The sequence below is a fragment of the Chryseobacterium sp. UF-290 genome, from assembly GCF_058245615.1.
Genome location: NZ_JBSICB010000018.1, coordinates 46312 through 65583, shown reverse-complemented (window position 1 = coordinate 65583; position 19272 = coordinate 46312). Strand labels below are relative to the sequence as shown.

The following is a 19272-nucleotide window of genomic DNA, read 5'->3' as shown; positions in this document are numbered from 1 at the left end:
GATGAAAAAAATAATAAGTGTTTTTGGAAGCTTACTGCTTACAGCCAATATGGCGGCACAGCTTACTTCCAATGAAAATTATATTTCCACTAAGACCTATCTTGATTATCCTTCGGGAGCTGACGCTAAAGTGGCTCAGAAGGTAGAATATTTTGACGGATTGGGAAGAACCAGACAGGTGGTAGATGTAAAAGCTTCCCCTGTGGGAAAAGATGTGGTAAGCCACGTTGAGTATGATCCTTTCGGAAGGGCAAATAAAAGTTACCTTCCGGTTCCCCAGCAGGGAACCCAATATGGAGGGATTTACACATCGCCTCTGGCCAATGCTTCCACCGTATACGGACAGGAAAAGATCTATGGGGAAAAAACCTTTGAGAATTCCCCACTCAACAGGATACAGCAGGAAGTACGGGAAGGCTGGGATTGGAACAACAGGCCCGTTTATTACGAAGAAGGTACCAATACCGCGGGAGAGGTCATAAGAATTGATATTTCGACAACAGAAACTAACGGAGCCACCGTGTCAAGCATAATAAAGGGAGGTACTTATCTGCCCGGGGTACTGTATAAAAAAACAGTGATCGATGAAGACGGTAACCAGACAACAGAATTCACCAATGGAAAAGGCCAAATGATCCTGTCGAGGAAAACTACCGGAAGCACCGATTATGCAGATACGTATTATGTATACAATGAATACGGGCAGCTAGCCTATATCATTCCTCCACAGCTTTCTGTAAATGCCACCTGGGGGACCAAGGAACTGGATCTGTTTGGCTATGTGTACCGGTATGACGGACGTGGCAGGTTGGTGGAGAAAAAGCTACCGGGCAAGGGATGGGAGTTTATGGTGTATGACAGGCATGACCGCCTGATCCTCTCCCAGGATCCCTTACTCAGAAGCAAAGGAGAATGGCTGTTCACCAAATATGATAAATTCGGGAGGGTGGCTTATACCGGAAAGATCAATGGATCAAAAGTAAGGGCAAGCGTGCAATCGCAGGCCGATAATTTTGCGGGCACTACCCATGAAGACAGAAACGGTTCATTCGACAAGTCAAATGTCACGGTGAGGTACTCCAATGTAGCTTTTCCTACAGATATAAAGGAAGTGCTTACCATTCAATTTTATGACTATTTTCCGGAGGAACATGAATTTCCGGGCTTTGCAACTGATATTCTGGGACAGGAAGTGATGCTAAGGAATTATCAGGATAAAGCAAAAGGTATGCTGGCAGCCTCATTTGTGAAAAACATTGAGGACGATCACTGGACCAAGACCTTCTTTGCTTATGACAGTATGGGCAGGGAAATATCTTCCTATTCCATCAATTATCTGGAGGGGTATACCAAAAAAGAAGTACAGCTGAATTTTGCAGGCCTACCGAAAAAGACATTAACCTATCATAAAAAAAACAAGGATGGCACTGAAAAGCTCATCACAGAAACTTTTGAATATGACCATCAGAACAGGCTTACCAGACATTGGCACCAGGTAGGAAGTGAGCCTGTAGAACTATTGGCAGAAAATAAGTATAACGAAATTTCCCAGCTCGAAAACAAAAAGGTAGGAAATAACCTTCAGGGTATTGACTATGCTTACAATATACGGGGATGGCGTACAAAAGTCAATGACCCGCAGAATCTCGGAGGGAAGCTTTTTGGCTACAGCATCAAGTATCAGAATCCTGAAAGCAGCCCTTACCTGGCCAGATACAACGGGAATATTTCTGAAATGGACTGGAAGAATGCCGATGACGGAACACTAAGGCGCTACAGCTATGAATATGACCGCTTAGACCGTCTCACCAAGGCCAGCTATTCAGAGCCCGGAGGTACAGTACCGCATACGGATGCCTATAATGAAACCTTATTTTATGATCTGAACGGAAATATCCAAAATCTCAAAAGGAACACTTTTGTTACCGGGCAGGGTCTGCAACTCATAGACAATCTTACTTATGCATACCAGGGCAACAGGCTCACAAGCGTGACAGATGGCTCAGGGGTATATGACGGTTATCCTGGTACTTCAGGAAATCCCATCACCTATGACCTTAACCTGAATATGATCAGCCATAAGGACAAAGGGATACTTGATATTAGTTACAATCACCTCAACCAGCCCAATAAGGTAACTTTTGACCCATCTTACCAGAACCATGACCCGGGCACTGCTTATAAAAACAATACCAGGTATATCTACCGTGCAGATGGTATAAAAATAAGGAAAGAATACACCTTTGGATCAGTTGCTTCCAATACCCTGACAATGAAGGTGACGGATTATCTGGAAGGCTTCCAGTATACTGATGATGTACTAAGTTTTATTCCTACTGCTGAAGGGTATTATGATTTCGTACAAAAGAAGTATATTTACAACTATGCCGATCAGGTTGGAAATATAAGAGTGTCTTTTTATAAAGGATCTGGTGGAACGGCTGTAATAGAAAGGGTAACTAATTATTATCCTTTTGGATTAGAGTTTAATGAGAACATTGTTCCTGCAGGCTCAATCTCCCCAAATTACAGATATTCTACCCAGGGACAGGAAAAACAGGAAGACACAAGATGGAGCTCTTTTAAATGGAGAAATTATGATCCTAGTTTTGCCAGGTTCTTTAATGTGGACCCATTGGCTGAAAAGTATCCATCTTGGTCTCCTTATGCTTATGCACTACAAAATCCTGTAAAATACATTGACCCTGATGGTAGAGATGTTATCCCTTGGTTTGTAAATTCATTTAAAAGCAATGGAAAAATGAGAATGACTAAGAATTATGCAACGAAAGAATTTAATAAGGCTATGACAGATTTTGCAAAAACTGATTATGGTAGAGCATATTTATTGTCTTTCATGAAAAAAGGACAGGCAATATATGGGCTTAAAGCAACTGAAAATGGTAAAAATAGTGATAGTAATCTAAATTTGATAAACTTAAATTTAGAACATGCAACAGGCAATGAAAAAGCAAATACATTCATGACATCAGAAGGTGCTTGGGAAGGACTTACAGTATACCCTAGTAGTGAGAAAAATTCAGATATTAATTTTTATTTTGATACTAATGGTGTAGATAAATATTCATTAGGAGAGACCATTACACATGAGGTAGCTCTGCATGGGTCTCATTACGATGAAGCAGTAAACAATATCAAAAAAGGAGATTTAAAATCTGACCCATCGACAAACGACCATCCAGCTTTAAAAACGATGGATTCTAAAAATAAGGCTTATAGAAATTATGAAAAAACAATGCAACAATTAATTAAAACAGATGAAGGATATAAAAAAGATGCACAAATTAAGAAATAATTCTTATTTCATGATGTCAGCCTTATCGCTCATGTTTATATCATGCCATAAAAACAATGAATTTTATTTAAAAAGTGATATAGATAGAAATACTCAATATTTGATAAAAAATATAAATGACACCATTTTCATCAATGAGATTTTCAATGAAAAAGGAAAGAAAATTATAACAACAAAGAAATTAGTGAAAATTAACGATTCCTATTATACAGATAAGGACACTATTGATACTGATAATTCTTATCCATTTTTATCTCTCAAAAAAAATAAAAAATTGCAGGAAGATAAATTTTCTCTTTTAAATGATAGTATAATTACTGGTCTTAAAAATGGGAATAATTTTTATACAGAAATTAAATCAAATAATAAACCTGTTAATTATAAATATTATTATGACGAAAACTACCATATTAACAAAATAGTATATGTTATTGGAAATAAAACTTATATTTATAAATAAACATTTGATAAATATTAAAAATAAAAGGCTTCCCAAACTAGGAAGCCTTTTTATTCAAAATACTGATATAATGATGGAATTATACCATTTTAACCTTTATATGTTATAAATAATTATTATCTTAACCTGAGTTCGGGATAAGAAACAAAGGTTTAAGTCAGGAAGCTGGAAGAGGGAAGCTGGAAGTTAATATTGGACAAATAATTTCTGGTAGCTATCGTAAAATTTGATGAAGTACTTCTTAAAATATGAATGAAATTGATTTTCAGCTGTTTTCAAACCTCAATAACTTCCAGCCTCCAGCTTCCAGCTTCCAAATCTTATTTTCAGGTAAAGTGCCTTATCCCGAACTCAGGTTATCTTAGTGTCATGGGAAGAAAAAGGAATTTTGAGATCATCGAGAGCCTGTCCACTTTGCCCGCCTGTAAGTCTAAGGTGTCGGGTTATAAAAAAGCCCATCGTTTAACAGCATTGCTACTTATCAAGGAAGAGAAATACAGGACTCTACAGGAAGTTGCGGATCATTTATCCATTCATTTTATGACTCTGGAAAGGTGGATTTCGGATTATAAGGAGCTGGGGATAGACAAGTATTTAGGAGAAATTAGAAGAAATAATCTTTTGTTTTGATAATGATGAAGCAGGAAAAACCGCAGTTGAGAAATACGGAAAAGTTTTGCAGGAAGAAATCCCAAACATTAAAATATCAAGCGTAGAACTTCCTAATAATGATGCTAATGAAACTTTGCAATTGCATAATGAGGAAATATTTTTAGAATTATTAGAGAAACGAAATTTTTTATTCAACTGAAAATCAGTAATTTTGAAAAAGCGAGAACAGAGCAGCGTTCAAAAAGGAAGCGTTCGCGCGAGGAAATTGTTGAGTAGAATTAGTTGAATATTGATCCTCTTACAGAGAAGATGACAAGACATAGCCCTTATAATTATGTGTTTAATAACCCGATGAGATTTATTGATCCTGATGGTAGAGCACCACTTGATGATCATTTTAATAAAAATGAACGATTTATGTATAGAGACAACAAAACAACGAATAATATTATAGTACATACAGATCAAGGTAATGCCAAGTTATCTCAATTGGATTATAGTAAACAAGGAACAAGGAAGGCCGTCAGTAATATTATTGCCCATTATGCCACTCAAAAAGGATTGTCAGGATATTATGGAGTAAGCACTAAAATAAAAAGTGAGAATACAGGTGCTATAACATCCCGAAATAGTGGGACAGTATTTTATAATGCTAAACAACTTGCAAAAGGTGGTTATGATAATTTATATGATTTAAAAAACACTTTAGATCACGAAGCGGGAAAAAATGGACATAAAAATGAAGCTATTAATGGTAAATATACATATTTAGCTCATGCAAAAGTTTATCTGGGACAATCTAAAACTTCAGACTATCAAAATTCAACAGAAAGAAATCAGAATTCTGTCGCTTATGGTTTTGCTCAAAGGTTATGGAATACCTACAAAAAAGATGAAATCTCTTGGGATGGTATGAACCCTTATCTAGAAGATTTCAACAAGAATAATACAGGAGGTGTTCAAATATATCCAATTGGAGGATATGAAGGCGATCCAATGCAAATAATTATTCAAAATGATGCTATAAAATATGATCTCCAAACAGTTGAAAAAATGACAAATCCCAATGATTAAATTTTTTAAATATTTACTTGCTGCTACAATAACAGTAAGTTGTACAAGCCCCAGTGATAAAATAAAACATGTTATTTTATATAGTGATAGTATAGGTTATTGGAATTATGAATGGCCTAGAGATAGAGCAGAGTTTTATGCTTTTACTTTCAAATTTTCTAACAATAATAAGCTTACTAAATATTCATATTCTAAAGTTAAAAATAAAAGATGGCTATTTTCAGATGATGGTATTGACCAAAGGTTGGAGTGGGGTGTTGCTGATGATTCCATATTTACTTTAATGAATTATAATTCACAGATTAAGGTTACTAAGTATAATAAAGACACCATCTGGCTTTATGATAGAAAAGAAAAGGAGAAATCAATGCTGATTAAGGTAAAAGGAGATTTAAACATTGAAAAATAAATATCCTTAATAACAGAGAGTCCTTTGCTGTAAATTATATGACTTTGAGTTAATAAAAATCACTGCAATTTAGACTGCAGTGGTTTTTATTAATAAGTTTTATAAAATCTTATATTTACAATTATACAGATCAGGTTGGAAATATAAGGGTAAGGTATTACCATGGAAATAATGGTAGCGCAGAAGTTCTTCAGAAAAATAATTACTATCCGTTTGGACTAAGGTATAGTTCAGGCGGAAATATCGGAAATCCTGCGTATAAATACCGTTTCAACGGGAAAGAAGAACAGGACGAACTTGGTGCTTATGATTTTGGAGCAAGGATGTATTCATCAGATGCTCCACATTTTTGGCAGATTGATCCATTGGCTGAAAAGATGCCTTTTATCTCACCTTATGCGTTTGGGTTTAATAATCCTATTCGTTATACAGATCCAGATGGCCGTGCTCCAAATGATATTATTATCCGCTATTTGGCCTCTGATGGAAAAATACATACATATGATTATAAATATGGAGCCAATTATACAGGAAATAACAAATACTTAATTGCTTTCCACAAAGCAGCAAACTATTTAATCGCCAATGGAGCAGGAGAAAATCTTAAAGCTTTAGAAACAAGAAAAGAAAAAGTATACGTAACTAATATAGGTTATACGGATGAAGTTGGGGCAAATTTTGATAATATAGATAAAATTACATGGAATCCAATAAAAGGAATCCAAACCCTGAATGGAAAAAGATTATCACCTACAGCAGTATTAGATCATGAAATGGATCATGCCGAAGATTATTTTAAGGATTCTGATAAACATATGTTGAATGTAAGGAAACTTACTGGAGATAAATATCATAATGTTGAAGAGATGAGAGTCATTCAGGGGAGTGAGCAATCTACAGCTAAGAAATTAGGATTGATTAAAAAAGGTGAAGTTACTAGAAATGACCATGAAGGTCCTATAATTACTACAGTAGGAGTTACTTCAACTAGAAAGCTAAATGAAATACCGGAAATTATAATAACCCCAAAAAAGAAAAAGTAATGAGAGCTTTATTCAATATTTTATTAATATTCATTTTTTCACTTTTTTCAAATTGTCAAAAATCGAGATCCGAAATCCATTATATTAATTTATATACTACAGCGATTACATTAGTAAAATGTGAAAATTTAAAGAAATCTTCTAATACAAAGAGTATTACCTTATCTGATGAAGAAAATAATAAATTAGCAAATATTTTTTTACAACTAAAACCTATAAAAGGAAGTTTGGATATAGATGCAAGGGTTTATGGTTCAGTCTATGATGGTTCTAAAAAACTGGATTTTTGTTCAGGTATTGGAGTTATAGAAATAAATAATAAAAAATATTTTGTTGATGATAACCTCAGAAATTATTTAGAGCAATTAACAACAGGAAAGAGATAGTTATTAATAGACCCCTATTCTCAGTTTAAGCTGATAACAATAAAAACCATTGCAGTGGTTTTTATTACTGGGATTTAGAAAATCTTATATTTACAATTATACAGACTAGGTTAGAAACATAAAAGTATCTTTCTATAAAAGGGTCTGACCGAACATCTATGTATAGACAGAGTTACTAATTATTATCCTTTTGGGTTAGAGTTTAATGAAATGCTGAAGTTACCAAAAACTACGAGTTCATATGGGGGTTCAAAGGGCATAATCCGGGTGATTTAGGTGAGGATTTACGAGATAAAATATTCGTAAAGGTAAGTCAGTCAACCACATCTAGAAATAAAAATAATGATAATGATAAAAAAATCAGTTTGTAGTTTAATAGTTATATTGTTGTTCTGCTTTAGTTGTTCAAAATCTAAACAACAATATAATAATCCTGTTTTTGCAACTTTTTTTAAAAAGTTAAACAATGAGAGTGCTGAAAAATTTTATGAATCATATTATCAAGATAAACCAAATGAATATAAAGAAGCATATCTTCAAGTATTAAAAGATCTTAAGAAATATAATTCTGAATTTACAATTATAGATTATGACCACTATAAAGGAGAAAAACCAAATTTAGATGGATTAACCAAAGGTGTCTATATTTTAGAAAATGACAATATAAAAGACAAAATTTTTGTAAAAGTCGAAAATAATAAAGTAAAGTATTTACTCTCAATAGGCAAAGGAAAAGAGGACATTATTGGTTGGCTTTAAAGTCATTGATATTTTTTGTAGTAAGTTTTAAATGTTTAGATTTTCTTAAAGGACCTGGAATCGATAAGAAATATGTCTATACAGCTCTTGATAATAAAAATTAAAGTAAATCTGAGAGGCAAAATAATGGAACAATTTCAATAAATTAATTCAAAATATGAAAGCTTATAAATTTTTTATAGCATTATTCAGTATACTTATATTAAGCTGTACTTCAAAAAATATAAAAGAAGCTAATCAAATTATTAGTAAGATTGAGAATTATAGAAAAGTAAAACATATAATCCCTAATAATTTGGATATTATAGGGGTTCAAGAAACCGAAGAAGGGCCAGTATATTATAAAAAAATAGATTCATCAAATTATATGATCTGGGTTCAAGCAGAATCTTCCATAGATGAATCTAAAATATATTATTCAGATACCCAAAAGTGGGAAAATGGATTTAGAGAAGTAGAGAAAAACAATTCAAAATAGAGAGTTTTAAAGTCACCGAATTCGGTGACTTTCATAAACCACTATTATCCATTTGGGTTAGAATTTGGTGGAGAATTAAAAAATATTTCTAATGAAATTTAGACTTAGGAATAATTTCTTTGATTGACACATATGAGATAAGAACCCCATACCAACAAAGGAATAGCAATTTAGGCACACTTCACTAAATAAAAAACCTTCATTTCTGAAGGTTTCTGTTATTTATAAGCTTCGATTTTATCGGTAAGCGTATTGATAAAGTTCTGTAATGGCTTTTCTACCATCATTTTGATGAAAGGATTGAATTTTCCTTCAAACAACATCTGAACTTCAGTTTGGTTATCATTAATAGGGTTTAGAGTTGCTGTTAATGTAAAGTCTAAACTTGAACTTGCAGATCTCAAAACAGCTTTATGATCATCCACCTCATCTATTTTCAAGGCGATTTCCGGCATTCCCTGTAGTCCGAATTTAAACCCGTTATCTCTTGTTTCAAACTTTTGAAGACCATCCGGCATGAAATCTTTGTAATTTTCAGGAGATTTCAGCAATTCCGTTAGCTCTTTAGATGATTTATTGACAATAATTTTTCGTCCTTCTAAATTCATTTTTTATTTTTGTATTTAAATTCTTAATTCTTACAAATGTATAAAGTTTTTGTGAACGAAAAAAAATTATTGATATCTAAGCATCCTGAAGAACTTGAAAAAAAGCTTGGGTATGAAAGTTTCACGACTTTAGAGATTGCATTGGATCTTTTAGAGAATACTTCAGTGAATGAGCTGAATGTTTTCGGCGAGAATATTGATGAGATCTGGCAGGAGTTTCAGAAGCTCTTCAGGATTATAGAAGCTGCGGGAGGACTTGTGAACAAATCCAATGGAGAAACCCTTTTCATCAGGAGGCTGGGCAAATGGGACCTGCCGAAGGGAAAAATGGAAAAAGGAGAATCCAGGGAAGAATCTGCAGTACGGGAAATCGAAGAGGAAACCGGCCTGAGAGACGTTGAGCTTGTTAAGTTCATCAATACAACCTACCATATCTATGTAGAAAGAAATGGAGAAAAGATTCTGAAATGCACGCATTGGTTTGAAATGAACTTCAACGGGGAAGATACCTCAAAACCTCAAACAGAGGAAGGCATTACTGAAGTTGCCTGGAAAAGCATCACTCAGATCGAAAATGAAGTGTTTCCAAGCACATTCCAGAATATCAAGTTGATCGTGAAGGAATTTTGGGATTCGAAGAGATAATTATATAAGCTGGAAACCAGAAGAATGAAGCTGGAAGTTACTCCCTAAAGATCAACTTCTGGCGGTCGTTAACAAGAAAATTACCAAAAGAGAATTGTTATTATTCATATTCCACCTTCAATAGCCTCTCTCCTATCCTCCAGCTTATTGACTAAATAAAGTCTATTATTTTTTCCAAAGCCACTCCTCTTGAGCCTTTCAGTAATATATTGTCAGATTGAATTTTATTTTGCTTCAGGTATTCAATTAAGGTCGCTGTATTTTCAAAGGCAAGTTTCGACGGATTGACTGCTTTAAAATGTTTTCCCACTGTAATAATTTCATTGAATCCCAGATCCTGGGCCAGCTTCAAGATAGTCTGATGCTCTTTCCCGCTTTCTATCCCCAGTTCAAGCATGTCACCGATAATGATGGTCTTACTCCCTTCAAAAGTGATAAAATTATGCAGTGAAGCAGTCATAGAACTCGGATTGGCATTATAGGTATCCAGCACCAAAGTTCTGTTTTCTTTTTTTACCACCTGTGAACGCATATTCGTAGGAGTATAGTCTTCAATGGCATGCTTTATCTTTTCAAAGCTGATCCCGAAATGAAGCCCCAGGCTCGCCGCAGCACAAAGGTTTGTAAAATTATACTCCCCTGTCAGTTTTGAAACCGCTTTTATGCCTCCATAACTTAATCCTACAAAATGTTCTTCAGAGAACGCTTCAAAATTATAAGCGGAACCTTCTTTCCCAAATGTTATAACAGGTGAATAGCTTTCTGTTTTCTCAACCTGTATAGGATCATTTTCATTAACGACAATAGTCTTGTGATTATTCTTAAGGTAATCATACAGTTCAGACTTCCCTTTGATCACACCTTCAAAACCGCCAAAACCTTCCAGATGCGCTTTCCCGAAATTGGTGATATATCCGAAATCAGGCAGTGCTATTGTACACAGAAATTCTATTTCTTTCTGATGATTGGCTCCCATTTCTATAACAGCCATTTCATGCTCGGGTTTAATGGAGAGAATGGTCAGCGGAACCCCAATATGATTATTCAGATTTCCGGACGTATACTGTACATTAAACTTCTCCGAAAGGACAGCATGGATCAGTTCCTTCGTGGTAGTCTTTCCGTTACTTCCGGTAAGTCCTATAAAAGGGATGGAAAGCCTGCTTCTGTGATAAATGGCCAATTGCTGTAAAAACTCAAGTGTAGACGGAACATAGAAAATGTTTTTATCTCTGTTTTCAAATTCCTGCTGCTCAACGATGACAGCCAGGGCTCCATCATCAATAGCTTTTTCCGCTAAAGTGGCTGCATTGAAATTATCACCTGAAAAGGCAAAGAAAATATCATTTTCTGCAATCTTTCTGCTGTCGATCGTTACTTTATTGGCCTGCAGAAATAAAGGATAAAACTGTTCTATATTCATGCTTCAAAAATAAAAAAACCTTCCGGAAATCCGGAAGGTTTTTTGTAAGTATTTTTTGATAAATATTATCTTCTAGTTCTACTCTTATCGTTGGTTCTGGCATCCTGTGCAACACGGAAACCAATCCAGCCATAAGCTCTGCTTTGATTTTTATATCTTCTTTGTCCCGGATCCAGCCAATATGCTGTATCCTGCCAAGAACCACCTTTTACAACTCTGACATCGTTAGAAATTCCGGAAGTTCTATCTTTGGAATCTTTTTGCATTTTCACTCTGCCGCTTGCATCTACAACGAAGCTTCTCTTAGGAGAATTATACATATCGAATCCTGAAGCAGAATCTGAAGCTCTGTAATATTCTAAAGAAGATTGTCTGTCACCATCTCTGTAGTTTCTGTAATCAGCAATCGTTTCTCTTTCGAATTGTCCGGGAAGACCTTTGTATACTAATCTTCCGTCAGCAAGAGTATCATACTTGATCGAACCTTCGTCTATCATTTTGTAAGTTCCGTCACCGTTTCTTACGATAGCCTGAGGCATATTACCTCTATAGTAATTGAAATCGTTGTAATCTTCATCAATGATAGGTCTGTAAACATCAGCAGTCCATTCTGCAACGTTACCGTACATACCATATATTCCTAAATCGTTAGATGGGTATTGTCTTACATCTGAAGTTTGTGCAGATCCGTCATTCTTCCATCCTGCGATACCTGAATAGTCACCTTTACCCATTTTGAAGTTTTCAAGGAACATTCCTCTGTCTCTTCCTTTGGTACCTCTTAATTTTTCGATTTCAGGTTTTTTTCCAAGGTATTGGTTGTATTCTCTGTTCTTAGCCATACCAAGAGCAGCATATTCCCATTCTACTTCGGTAGGAAGTCTGAATTTCTGTACCATTGAAGCATTAGGAGCTCTGTTTGCAGCTAGCAACCTCTGGTTGGTAGTTTTCATACCAGATTTCTGCTGCATTCTTTTCTCGTTGATGTACCCTTGCATTTCAGGATCATTCGATTTGAATTTATCCATGTTGAAAGCAGTACCTCCCTGGTTATTGGATTCATTGATGTACAAATCCTTAGCAATAACACCAGCCTGCATCAAAGCTTTTTCATTCGCTCTGTCTGTCAGCCATTCACAGTATCTGTTTGCCTGAGTCCAGGAAACTCCTACCACCGGATAGTAATCGAATTCCGGAGAACGTAGGTACGTCTCATTATAATCGTTTCTAGCTAATTTGTTGTCCCATAGTAAGGTATCCGGTAAAGCACCGTTATAGATCTCCTTAAAACTCGGGTCACTTGGTGGGAACACATACTTCAACCATGTAAGGTATTCGCGGTATTCATAGTTAGTAATCTCAGTTTCTCCGATAAAGAATGAACTTACCTGCATCCTGCGAGGTGTGTTATTCCAATCGTGCATAACATCATCTTTCACTAATCCCATTGTAAAAGTTCCACCTTCTACATATACCATTCCCGGCCAACCCTTCTGCTTCTGTTGCTTTCCTGCAAAAAACCAACCCTGTTTTTCGTTTGGTTTCCAACCTGTTTTACTGACAAACTTTTTGGTACCTCCACCTTTGTTGGTCCCCGATCCGCCACAGCTGGTTAATGCAAGTGTAGAACTTAATGCTATTAATGAAAACAACTTTAGTTTTTTCATAGTCGATATAAATATTTTCAAAGTACAAAGAAAAAATAAATTATTCAATAAATCAAATAAAGATTTGATTTTTTTGAAAAACGATAACAAATTAATTTTATTGTATCACAATTTAATTCTAAAATTTTCATTTATTTTGTAATTTAGCAATTTCAATAGTAAACATGAAACGAAAAATCACGCTTTTATCTTTAATCGCTTTTGCATCAACATTTTACGCCCAAAGAAACACCATAGAATGGAATGGTTCTAAAATTCAGGACTTTGGTGAAACAAAAATTAATCTTCCAATTTTTAAAAATGAAGGTTTTTCTTTCAGCCAAAATAATGTTTTTATAACAACCAAGCAAAAAATCGGAGAAAAGCAGCTAAAAATTTCGGACCTGACCTGGGAAAGCGTTTCCAATCAGGAATTATTTGAGCTGGATAGAGGCAGTCTTCCTGATTATGATATAACAGACGTTTCATATTATACATTAGAAGGAGAAACCTATGCCAGCATCAATGTTGCTTTGTTTAAAAATGTAAAAGGCCGGGTTCTGAGATTATCTTCATTCAACGTATCCGAAGCTGCTCTCCCTGTAAAGATGACAGGCGGGGTCAATAAAATAGGAACCATAGGCAATCCGCTGTCCAGTGGCAACTTTTACAAAATAAAGGTTGATAAATCCGGGATCTTCAAGATCACTGCACAATTTTTAAGAGATAATGGGATCAATCCCTCTTCCGTGAATCCTAAGAATTTCAGGATTTATGGGAACGGAGGAATTATGCTTCCTGAATTCAACCAGGATCCGAGATATAGTTCCCTCCAGGAAAACGCCATTCAGGTAGTGGGTGAAGATGATGGGGTATGGAATGACAACGATTATGCCCTTTTCTATGCTCAGGGACCGGACGGATATAATCTTTACGACCCGAATAACGGAAACGGCTTTAAAAGAAGAGACACCAGATTTTTTGAAAGAAGCAATAATGTAAAGAACATCTACGAAGACTTCTCCTACTATTATATCAACTTTGATAAAGGTGCGGGAAAAAGAGTTCAGAACATTGACGGAACCCTGCCTGCCCAGCTGATCACCAGATATGACAATTACCAGGTGGTGAATAAAGATGAAAAAAACCTTATCAAAGTAGGAAGAACATGGGTGGAAGAAATTCCTTTCAACAATGAAAAGAATATAACATTCACTACCAGCTCCCCTATTCAGGCTAATGATGTAATACGCTACAGAACACAGGTAATCGCTTACAAATCACAGCAGAATAGCATCAACTTTAAGCTCAATAACCAGGCTCCGTATTCAAAAGATATTCCTGCCGACTCAGGAGGAGTTCAGTATAACTTCTATCCTATACAATATACAGGAACGATTTCCAATCTTACAGGAAATCAGATTACAGTCAATTATAATCCTGATATTTCTAAAAACCCTAACGGGACCTTCTACTTCGATTATATTGAAGTACAATACAAAGAAAATCTCGCGTTCAACGGTTCACAGATGAACTTCAGAGATTATTCCATTGCAAGTGGAAGCAATAACGATTACGGTTTCAGCATTACCAATGCCGGCAACCTTGAGCAGGTTTGGGATGTTACAGATATTACAAATGCTAACAGGAGGGTCAATAAAGCGGGGGCAGGCTCTTTCAGCTTCGCCTATACGGCATCAGATCCTAATTTCAACAACGAATTTGTAGCATTTCGTGCGGATGCGGCTTTCAGTCCTCAATTTGTAGGAAGAATTGCCAATCAGAATCTTTCTGCTTTACAGAATGTGGATTACCTCATCCTTACTATACCTGAAATGATGGGACAGGCACAAAGACTTGCCAATTACCACCAGACAGCAAATAATTATAAGGTAGAGATCGTAGACGTCAATAAAGTGTACGAAGAATTTGGAAGCGGAAGCAAAGACCTTACTGCCGTAAGGGATTTTGTTACCATGCTCAATGCAGGAGGAAGGCTAAAGTATGTATTCATTCTTGGAGACACTTCATTTGATTACAAAAACAGAATTCCCAACAACTCGAATGTGGTCAGCAGCTACCAGAGTGAACAGTCTGCTGATGTGGTATCTTCATTCGTGACAGATGACTATATTGTAATGACCCAACCGCAGACTTCTCTTTTAATTGAGAATAACTTACCGGATGTGCCTGTAGGAAGAATTCCGGCAGCCAACGTAACGGAAGCCGGAAATATGATCAGCAAAACACTGGCTTATTACAATTCCCTGCCGGGACAATCAAGTCCTTTTGGGGAATGGCGTATGCGGCTTGATTTCGTAGTGGATGACAATAATGAAGGAGGAAGCCCCTTCCATAATGTTATGAACGCTTCCTTAGCCAGCATATTTGAGCAACCGGGCCAGCAGGAGCTTAAAGAATATAATGTCAAAAAATTATATATGGATGCGTTCCCTGCTCAAAGTACCTCAGCAGGATTAAGATTCCCGCAGGTGACTCAGGCAATTTCCAACGCCATAGGAAACAGCTTATACCTGTTCTATTTTGGTCATGGAGGAATCAACGGCTGGGCACAGGAAAGGATATTAACCAGTACAGAGGTTCAGAATGCCAACAACTTTTCTAATGTATACAGCAGATTTCCGTTTGTATCTACCATCACCTGCGAATTTACATTATGGGATGAACCGGGAACCAATTCTGTAGGAGAACAGTTCATCAAACTAAAACAGGGAGGGGTTTCGGCAATGATTACCTCCAGCCGTGCCATCGGTGTAGATTATGGACGTGATTTTACCAATACATATACCCAAAATATATTTAAGTTAACCAATGATGACTTTAATACCCTGGGGTATGCCCATTTAATTGCAAAAAAACAGAAAGGCCCTAACAACAATCACCTCAAGGTAAATTTCCTGGGTGATCCTGCCATGAAATTAAGCAGACCTCAAAGATTACTGACTATTGATAATATTGAAACCCCTGTTCCGGGATTGATCAGAGGACTTGATTTTGTAAAGATAAAAGGACATATCAATAAGCCTGACGGTACCCTGAACAATACATTTAATGGAAAGGTGGCCATCAATATCTTTGATAAGAGGCTGAATAAAAAAACATTGAATAATATCGGTGTTTTAACGCCAATATTAGAGTATACAGAAGAAGGAAGTGCTATCGTAAAAGCCGCAGGAACAGCAGTAAACGGAGTATTCACGGCAGAATTCTATGTTCCTAAGGACATTAACTATGCCGTGGGAGAAGGAAGAATATTGGCTTACGCGGACAATAAATCAACTGATGTTTTCAACAATCAGGCGGTACAGGTAGGTGACATCAATCCAAACGGGATCAATGATAACGAACCTCCAAAAGTAAAACTGTATATGAACAACACCAACTTTGCGGATGGTGGAATTACCAATCAGAATCCTATGCTTCTTGCCTGTCTGACAGACGATACAGGAATCAATTCTACAGGATCAGGAATAGGCCACGATATTACGGTATACTTAGACGGGCAGATCATCAATACGGTTATTCTGAATGATTTCTATGCTCCGGGAGAAGGAAACGGATGTCTGAATCCGAGTCTTGCTGACTACCAGAAAGGAAACGTAACCTATCCTTTCAAAAATCTTTCGATCGGACAACATCAATTGACATTTAAAGTTTGGGATATAAACAATAATTCGACAACTGCCACGTTAAACTTTGAAGTTAAGGATGAATCTGACCAGCACCTGATCATTAACCGTCCGCTGAACTGGCCGAATCCTTTTACCAATAAGACGTATATCCAGTTTGAACACAACTGTGATGATATTCTGGATGTGAACGTACAGATTTATACCATTACAGGAAGATTGGTAAGAACTTTATCTCAGCCGGTAGTCGCAGAACCGTTCCTGCAGGGCTTCAGAACCCCTCGTCAGGCAATAGAATGGGACGGAAGAGATGATTTTGGGGCTACAGTTGCAAAAGGTACGTATATTTTTAAGATATTTGCAAAAAGTCAAAATCAAGAAAAATGCAAAGGAAGTGCTACAGCTGTAGAAAAAATGGTACTTTTGAAATAAATTAACAAATACATAGATAATAAAATTAATAAAAAACTGATAATATATAAAAGACAACATATGAATTTAACTACTAAACTGCTTTTAGGATTTGGTTTGAGTGCTGGTTTTTTAGGCTATTCGCAAGATTTAAGTAAAGTAAACCCAGTACTTACCGGAGCTCCTTTTCTAAGAATTGCGCCAGACGCAAGGGCCGGAGGTATGGGAGACCAAGGGGTAGTCACCTCTCCGGATGCATTTTCACAGTTCTGGAATGCGGCAAAATATCCTTTTAGCAGAACAAGTTCTTCCATAGGTCTTAACTATACACCTTATATGGGAAAACTTACCAATGATGTATTCTTATTATATGCTTCTTTCCATAAGTTCTTGGGACAGGAAGAAAGATCTACAATCTCTGCAAGTATCTATTATTTCAACATGGGACAGGTAGACCTGACTCAGCTGGTAGGTACAGAAATTGCTTCAATGGGTACATCAAAACCAAACGAATTCTCTATTGACGTTGCCTACGCTTTGAAACTTTCTGATTCGTTCTCTGGTGCCGTTACCGGTAGATTTATCCGTTCAGACTTAGCCGGAGGATTTAATACTGATACTACGCTTAAAGCCGCAAACAGTTTTGCGGTAGACGTTTCAGGATACTATAACTCTCCGAGATTCTCAAGTATCGGTGGATATGACGGTAAGATTAATGCCGGTTTAGCCATTCAGAACTTAGGTCCGAAACTGGATTATACAGGAAATGAAGAATCAAGGTCTTATCTTCCTACGATGGCAAGATTAGGGGTTGGCTATGATATGTATCTGGATGATCTTAATAGAGTCGGAATTTCTGTAGAAGGTTCAAAACTTTTGGTTCCGGGATCTGAATATGTGGGAATAGACCCGAATACAAGACAACCAAGATATGAAATCCCGAATGTAGGTCCAATGGCTGGTATCGGAAAATCTTTCAAAAATAAGAACAGTATCATGTATAGTGGTGCTTTGGAATATTCATATGACAATGCTTTTTCTGTAAGAGGAGGTTACTTCCATGAAAGTGAAGAGCAGGGAGCAAGACAATTTGCAACAGCAGGTGTAGGTTTGAGATACCGTTCTTTCGGTCTGGATCTTTCTTACCTGATCAATATGTCCAAGATCAACAGTGCTCTGGATAACACCCTTCGTTTCGGTCTTACCTGGAACATCGGAGAAGAAACATCCAACAACGATCGATAAAAACAGAAGATAATTATAATCATATAAAAGCCTCATCGCATTGATGAGGCTTTTGTATTCAAAAAATGAATGAGAAATATCCTTAATCCCCATTTGCATTCTTAAAGATCAATCGCCAATCCGCTGCGGTTGTCATTTTTTATACGCCGGTAATTCACCATTGGCATTTCTAAAAATAAATTATTTTGAGTCTCTGAATAGCTGAATCGTATAATCAAGCAGTCTCTTATCCCCATAGTCTCCATGTCCGGGAACTACAATTTTCACATCCGGATATTCATTTTTAACTTTTTCAACCGTATTTGACCAGGCTGAAACATTTGCATCACCCAGATATCCTTTACTTGCCTCAAGTTCCTTCAGCAGGCATCCCCCAAACAAGATATGCTCACTTGGGAAATAACTTACAGAATTGTCTTTTGTATGGCCTTCTCCAAAGAATTTTGTGATCGTTTCTTTATCACCCACTTTTAAAACAATAAAGTCATTAAAGCTGTTTTCCGGAACTGTAAAATTATTCTCCCTGGCCAGCTCAATAGTCTTGGAATATGAATAAGAGGGAATATTCTTATGATGAAATGCCTGCAATCCTCCCAGACTATCATCATGAAAGTGGGTCGGAATAACGGCATTAATTTTTGAATGCAGCTTTTCACCAATCCATTTGATTAGCTCTTCAGAGCCTTTGTCATTGGTAGGGGTATCAAACACAATGGTTTCATTATTATGTTTTACGATCAATCCATTACAGGGAACATTTCCAAAATCATTGGTTGATTTGAAGGAGGTATGAATAAAAGCATTTTCTGAAATTTGGGTAATGATCAAACCATCTGACCTGTATATTTCTTTTGCCTGAAAAATACTTTTATTCTGGGAATTACACCCTAAAATGGTGAAAGAAAATAAAATAATGAATATGTCTTTAATTGTGCCTTTCATGTGTTTACCTATTTTTTTAAGTAGGTTAAATTAAGAATTTACAAAGTAATATCTTTCAGAGATAATGTTAAAAGTCAAGAGTAAATGATCTATCCGCTATGTCTGTGAATTTATGATCCCAGACATTCACCGTTCACCTGTCGAAGCAAAAATTCTCCATTGACA

17 protein-coding genes are annotated in these 19272 nt (G+C 36.2%); 13 read left to right on the top strand and 4 right to left on the bottom strand.

The window, feature by feature from the left end:
* Nucleotide 1: 1 nt before the first annotated feature.
* From AC4IF5_RS17625 to AC4IF5_RS17580, 10 genes are all read left to right on the top strand, one after another.
* Entirely contained in the window at nucleotides 2–3316 is a 3315-nt protein-coding gene (locus tag AC4IF5_RS17625; protein WP_490736807.1) for a DUF6443 domain-containing protein, read from the top strand.
* Complete coding sequence (locus AC4IF5_RS17620) at nucleotides 3279–3776, top strand: hypothetical protein (RefSeq protein WP_490736805.1); 498 nt, start codon at nucleotides 3279–3281, stop codon at nucleotides 3774–3776. Before AC4IF5_RS17625 ends, AC4IF5_RS17620 begins: the two co-directional genes overlap by 38 nt.
* A gap of 252 nt (nucleotides 3777–4028) precedes the next feature.
* Nucleotides 4029–4406 (top strand): helix-turn-helix domain-containing protein, encoded by a 378-nt coding sequence (locus AC4IF5_RS17615; protein ID WP_490736803.1) that lies wholly within the window; start codon nucleotides 4029–4031, stop codon nucleotides 4404–4406.
* Nucleotides 4390–4587, top strand: a complete 198-nt coding sequence (locus AC4IF5_RS17610; RefSeq protein ID WP_490736863.1) for a toprim domain-containing protein — start codon at nucleotides 4390–4392, stop codon at nucleotides 4585–4587. Before AC4IF5_RS17615 ends, AC4IF5_RS17610 begins: the two co-directional genes overlap by 17 nt.
* A 152-nt stretch (nucleotides 4588–4739) precedes the next feature.
* Entirely contained in the window at nucleotides 4740–5462 is a 723-nt protein-coding gene (locus tag AC4IF5_RS17605) for a hypothetical protein (protein WP_490736801.1), read from the top strand.
* Nucleotides 5455–5871 carry a hypothetical protein gene (locus AC4IF5_RS17600; protein ID WP_490736799.1) on the top strand — a complete coding sequence of 139 codons (417 nt, stop codon included), beginning with the start codon at nucleotides 5455–5457 and terminating at the stop codon, nucleotides 5869–5871. The genes AC4IF5_RS17605 and AC4IF5_RS17600 overlap by 8 nt, the downstream gene beginning before the upstream one ends.
* A 62-nt stretch (nucleotides 5872–5933) precedes the next feature.
* A complete protein-coding gene (locus tag AC4IF5_RS17595) occupies nucleotides 5934–6914 on the top strand; it encodes an RHS repeat-associated core domain-containing protein (protein ID WP_490736861.1) in 981 nt (326 codons plus the stop codon).
* Nucleotides 6914–7300, top strand: a complete 387-nt coding sequence (locus AC4IF5_RS17590; RefSeq protein ID WP_490736797.1) for a hypothetical protein — start codon at nucleotides 6914–6916, stop codon at nucleotides 7298–7300. Before AC4IF5_RS17595 ends, AC4IF5_RS17590 begins: the two co-directional genes overlap by 1 nt.
* Before the next feature lie 348 nt (nucleotides 7301–7648).
* Nucleotides 7649–8059, top strand: coding sequence for a hypothetical protein (locus tag AC4IF5_RS17585; protein ID WP_490736795.1), 411 nt, complete (start codon nucleotides 7649–7651; stop codon nucleotides 8057–8059).
* Nucleotides 8060–8216: 157 nt separating this feature from the next.
* Nucleotides 8217–8537, top strand: a complete 321-nt coding sequence (locus tag AC4IF5_RS17580) for a hypothetical protein (RefSeq protein WP_490736794.1) — start codon at nucleotides 8217–8219, stop codon at nucleotides 8535–8537.
* A gap of 218 nt (nucleotides 8538–8755) precedes the next feature.
* Here the strand turns inward: AC4IF5_RS17580 and AC4IF5_RS17575 are convergent, their stop codons facing one another.
* Nucleotides 8756–9145: an SRPBCC family protein gene (locus AC4IF5_RS17575; RefSeq protein WP_490736792.1), complete on the bottom strand. Its 390-nt coding sequence runs from the start codon at nucleotides 9143–9145 to the stop codon at nucleotides 8756–8758.
* 36 nt (nucleotides 9146–9181) lie between these two features.
* Between AC4IF5_RS17575 and AC4IF5_RS17570 the strand changes: the two genes are divergently transcribed.
* Nucleotides 9182–9790 (top strand): NUDIX hydrolase, encoded by a 609-nt coding sequence (locus tag AC4IF5_RS17570; RefSeq protein ID WP_490736790.1) that lies wholly within the window; start codon nucleotides 9182–9184, stop codon nucleotides 9788–9790.
* A 151-nt stretch (nucleotides 9791–9941) separates the two neighbouring features.
* Here the strand turns inward: AC4IF5_RS17570 and AC4IF5_RS17565 are convergent, their stop codons facing one another.
* Together AC4IF5_RS17565 and gldJ are read right to left on the bottom strand one after the other, a co-directional pair.
* Nucleotides 9942–11213, bottom strand: a complete 1272-nt coding sequence (locus tag AC4IF5_RS17565; protein WP_490736788.1) for a UDP-N-acetylmuramoyl-tripeptide--D-alanyl-D-alanine ligase — start codon at nucleotides 11211–11213, stop codon at nucleotides 9942–9944.
* Nucleotides 11214–11278: 65 nt separating this feature from the next.
* Nucleotides 11279–12880 (bottom strand): gliding motility lipoprotein GldJ, encoded by a 1602-nt coding sequence (gene gldJ, locus AC4IF5_RS17560; protein ID WP_490736786.1) that lies wholly within the window; start codon nucleotides 12878–12880, stop codon nucleotides 11279–11281.
* Between the two features lie 164 nt (nucleotides 12881–13044).
* On the opposite strand from gldJ, the gene porU reads away from it, so the two are divergent.
* On the top strand, nucleotides 13045–16941 hold the full coding sequence (gene porU / locus AC4IF5_RS17555; protein ID WP_490736784.1) for a type IX secretion system sortase PorU: 3897 nt from the start codon (nucleotides 13045–13047) through the stop codon (nucleotides 16939–16941).
* A gap of 60 nt (nucleotides 16942–17001) precedes the next feature.
* Entirely contained in the window at nucleotides 17002–18165 is a 1164-nt protein-coding gene (porV, locus tag AC4IF5_RS17550; RefSeq protein WP_490736782.1) for a type IX secretion system outer membrane channel protein PorV, read from the top strand.
* Between the two features lie 180 nt (nucleotides 18166–18345).
* Here porV and blaCHM read toward each other — a convergent pair whose 3' ends face one another.
* Entirely contained in the window at nucleotides 18346–19107 is a 762-nt protein-coding gene (blaCHM, locus tag AC4IF5_RS17545; RefSeq protein ID WP_490736780.1) for a CHM family subclass B1 metallo-beta-lactamase, read from the bottom strand.
* Between the last annotated feature and the right edge of the window lie 165 nt (nucleotides 19108–19272).

Excerpts from the sequence above, each read along its gene's own strand:
- AC4IF5_RS17625 (WP_490736807.1), top strand. The coding sequence starts at position 2 with ATGAAAAAAATAATAAGTGTTTTTGGAAGCTTACTGCTTACAGCCAAT.
- AC4IF5_RS17620 (WP_490736805.1), top strand. The coding sequence starts at position 3,279 with ATGAAGGATATAAAAAAGATGCACAAATTAAGAAATAATTCTTATTTC.
- AC4IF5_RS17615 (WP_490736803.1), top strand. The coding sequence starts at position 4,029 with ATGAAATTGATTTTCAGCTGTTTTCAAACCTCAATAACTTCCAGCCTC.
- AC4IF5_RS17605 (WP_490736801.1), top strand. The coding sequence starts at position 4,740 with ATGAGATTTATTGATCCTGATGGTAGAGCACCACTTGATGATCATTTT.
- AC4IF5_RS17600 (WP_490736799.1), top strand. The coding sequence starts at position 5,455 with ATGATTAAATTTTTTAAATATTTACTTGCTGCTACAATAACAGTAAGT.
- AC4IF5_RS17590 (WP_490736797.1), top strand. The coding sequence starts at position 6,914 with ATGAGAGCTTTATTCAATATTTTATTAATATTCATTTTTTCACTTTTT.
- AC4IF5_RS17585 (WP_490736795.1), top strand. The coding sequence starts at position 7,649 with ATGATAAAAAAATCAGTTTGTAGTTTAATAGTTATATTGTTGTTCTGC.
- AC4IF5_RS17580 (WP_490736794.1), top strand. The coding sequence starts at position 8,217 with ATGAAAGCTTATAAATTTTTTATAGCATTATTCAGTATACTTATATTA.
- AC4IF5_RS17575 (WP_490736792.1), bottom strand. The coding sequence starts at position 9,145 with ATGAATTTAGAAGGACGAAAAATTATTGTCAATAAATCATCTAAAGAG.
- AC4IF5_RS17570 (WP_490736790.1), top strand. The coding sequence starts at position 9,182 with ATGTATAAAGTTTTTGTGAACGAAAAAAAATTATTGATATCTAAGCAT.
- AC4IF5_RS17565 (WP_490736788.1), bottom strand. The coding sequence starts at position 11,213 with ATGAATATAGAACAGTTTTATCCTTTATTTCTGCAGGCCAATAAAGTA.
- gldJ (WP_490736786.1), bottom strand. The coding sequence starts at position 12,880 with ATGAAAAAACTAAAGTTGTTTTCATTAATAGCATTAAGTTCTACACTT.
- porU (WP_490736784.1), top strand. The coding sequence starts at position 13,045 with ATGAAACGAAAAATCACGCTTTTATCTTTAATCGCTTTTGCATCAACA.
- porV (WP_490736782.1), top strand. The coding sequence starts at position 17,002 with ATGAATTTAACTACTAAACTGCTTTTAGGATTTGGTTTGAGTGCTGGT.
- blaCHM (WP_490736780.1), bottom strand. The coding sequence starts at position 19,107 with ATGAAAGGCACAATTAAAGACATATTCATTATTTTATTTTCTTTCACC.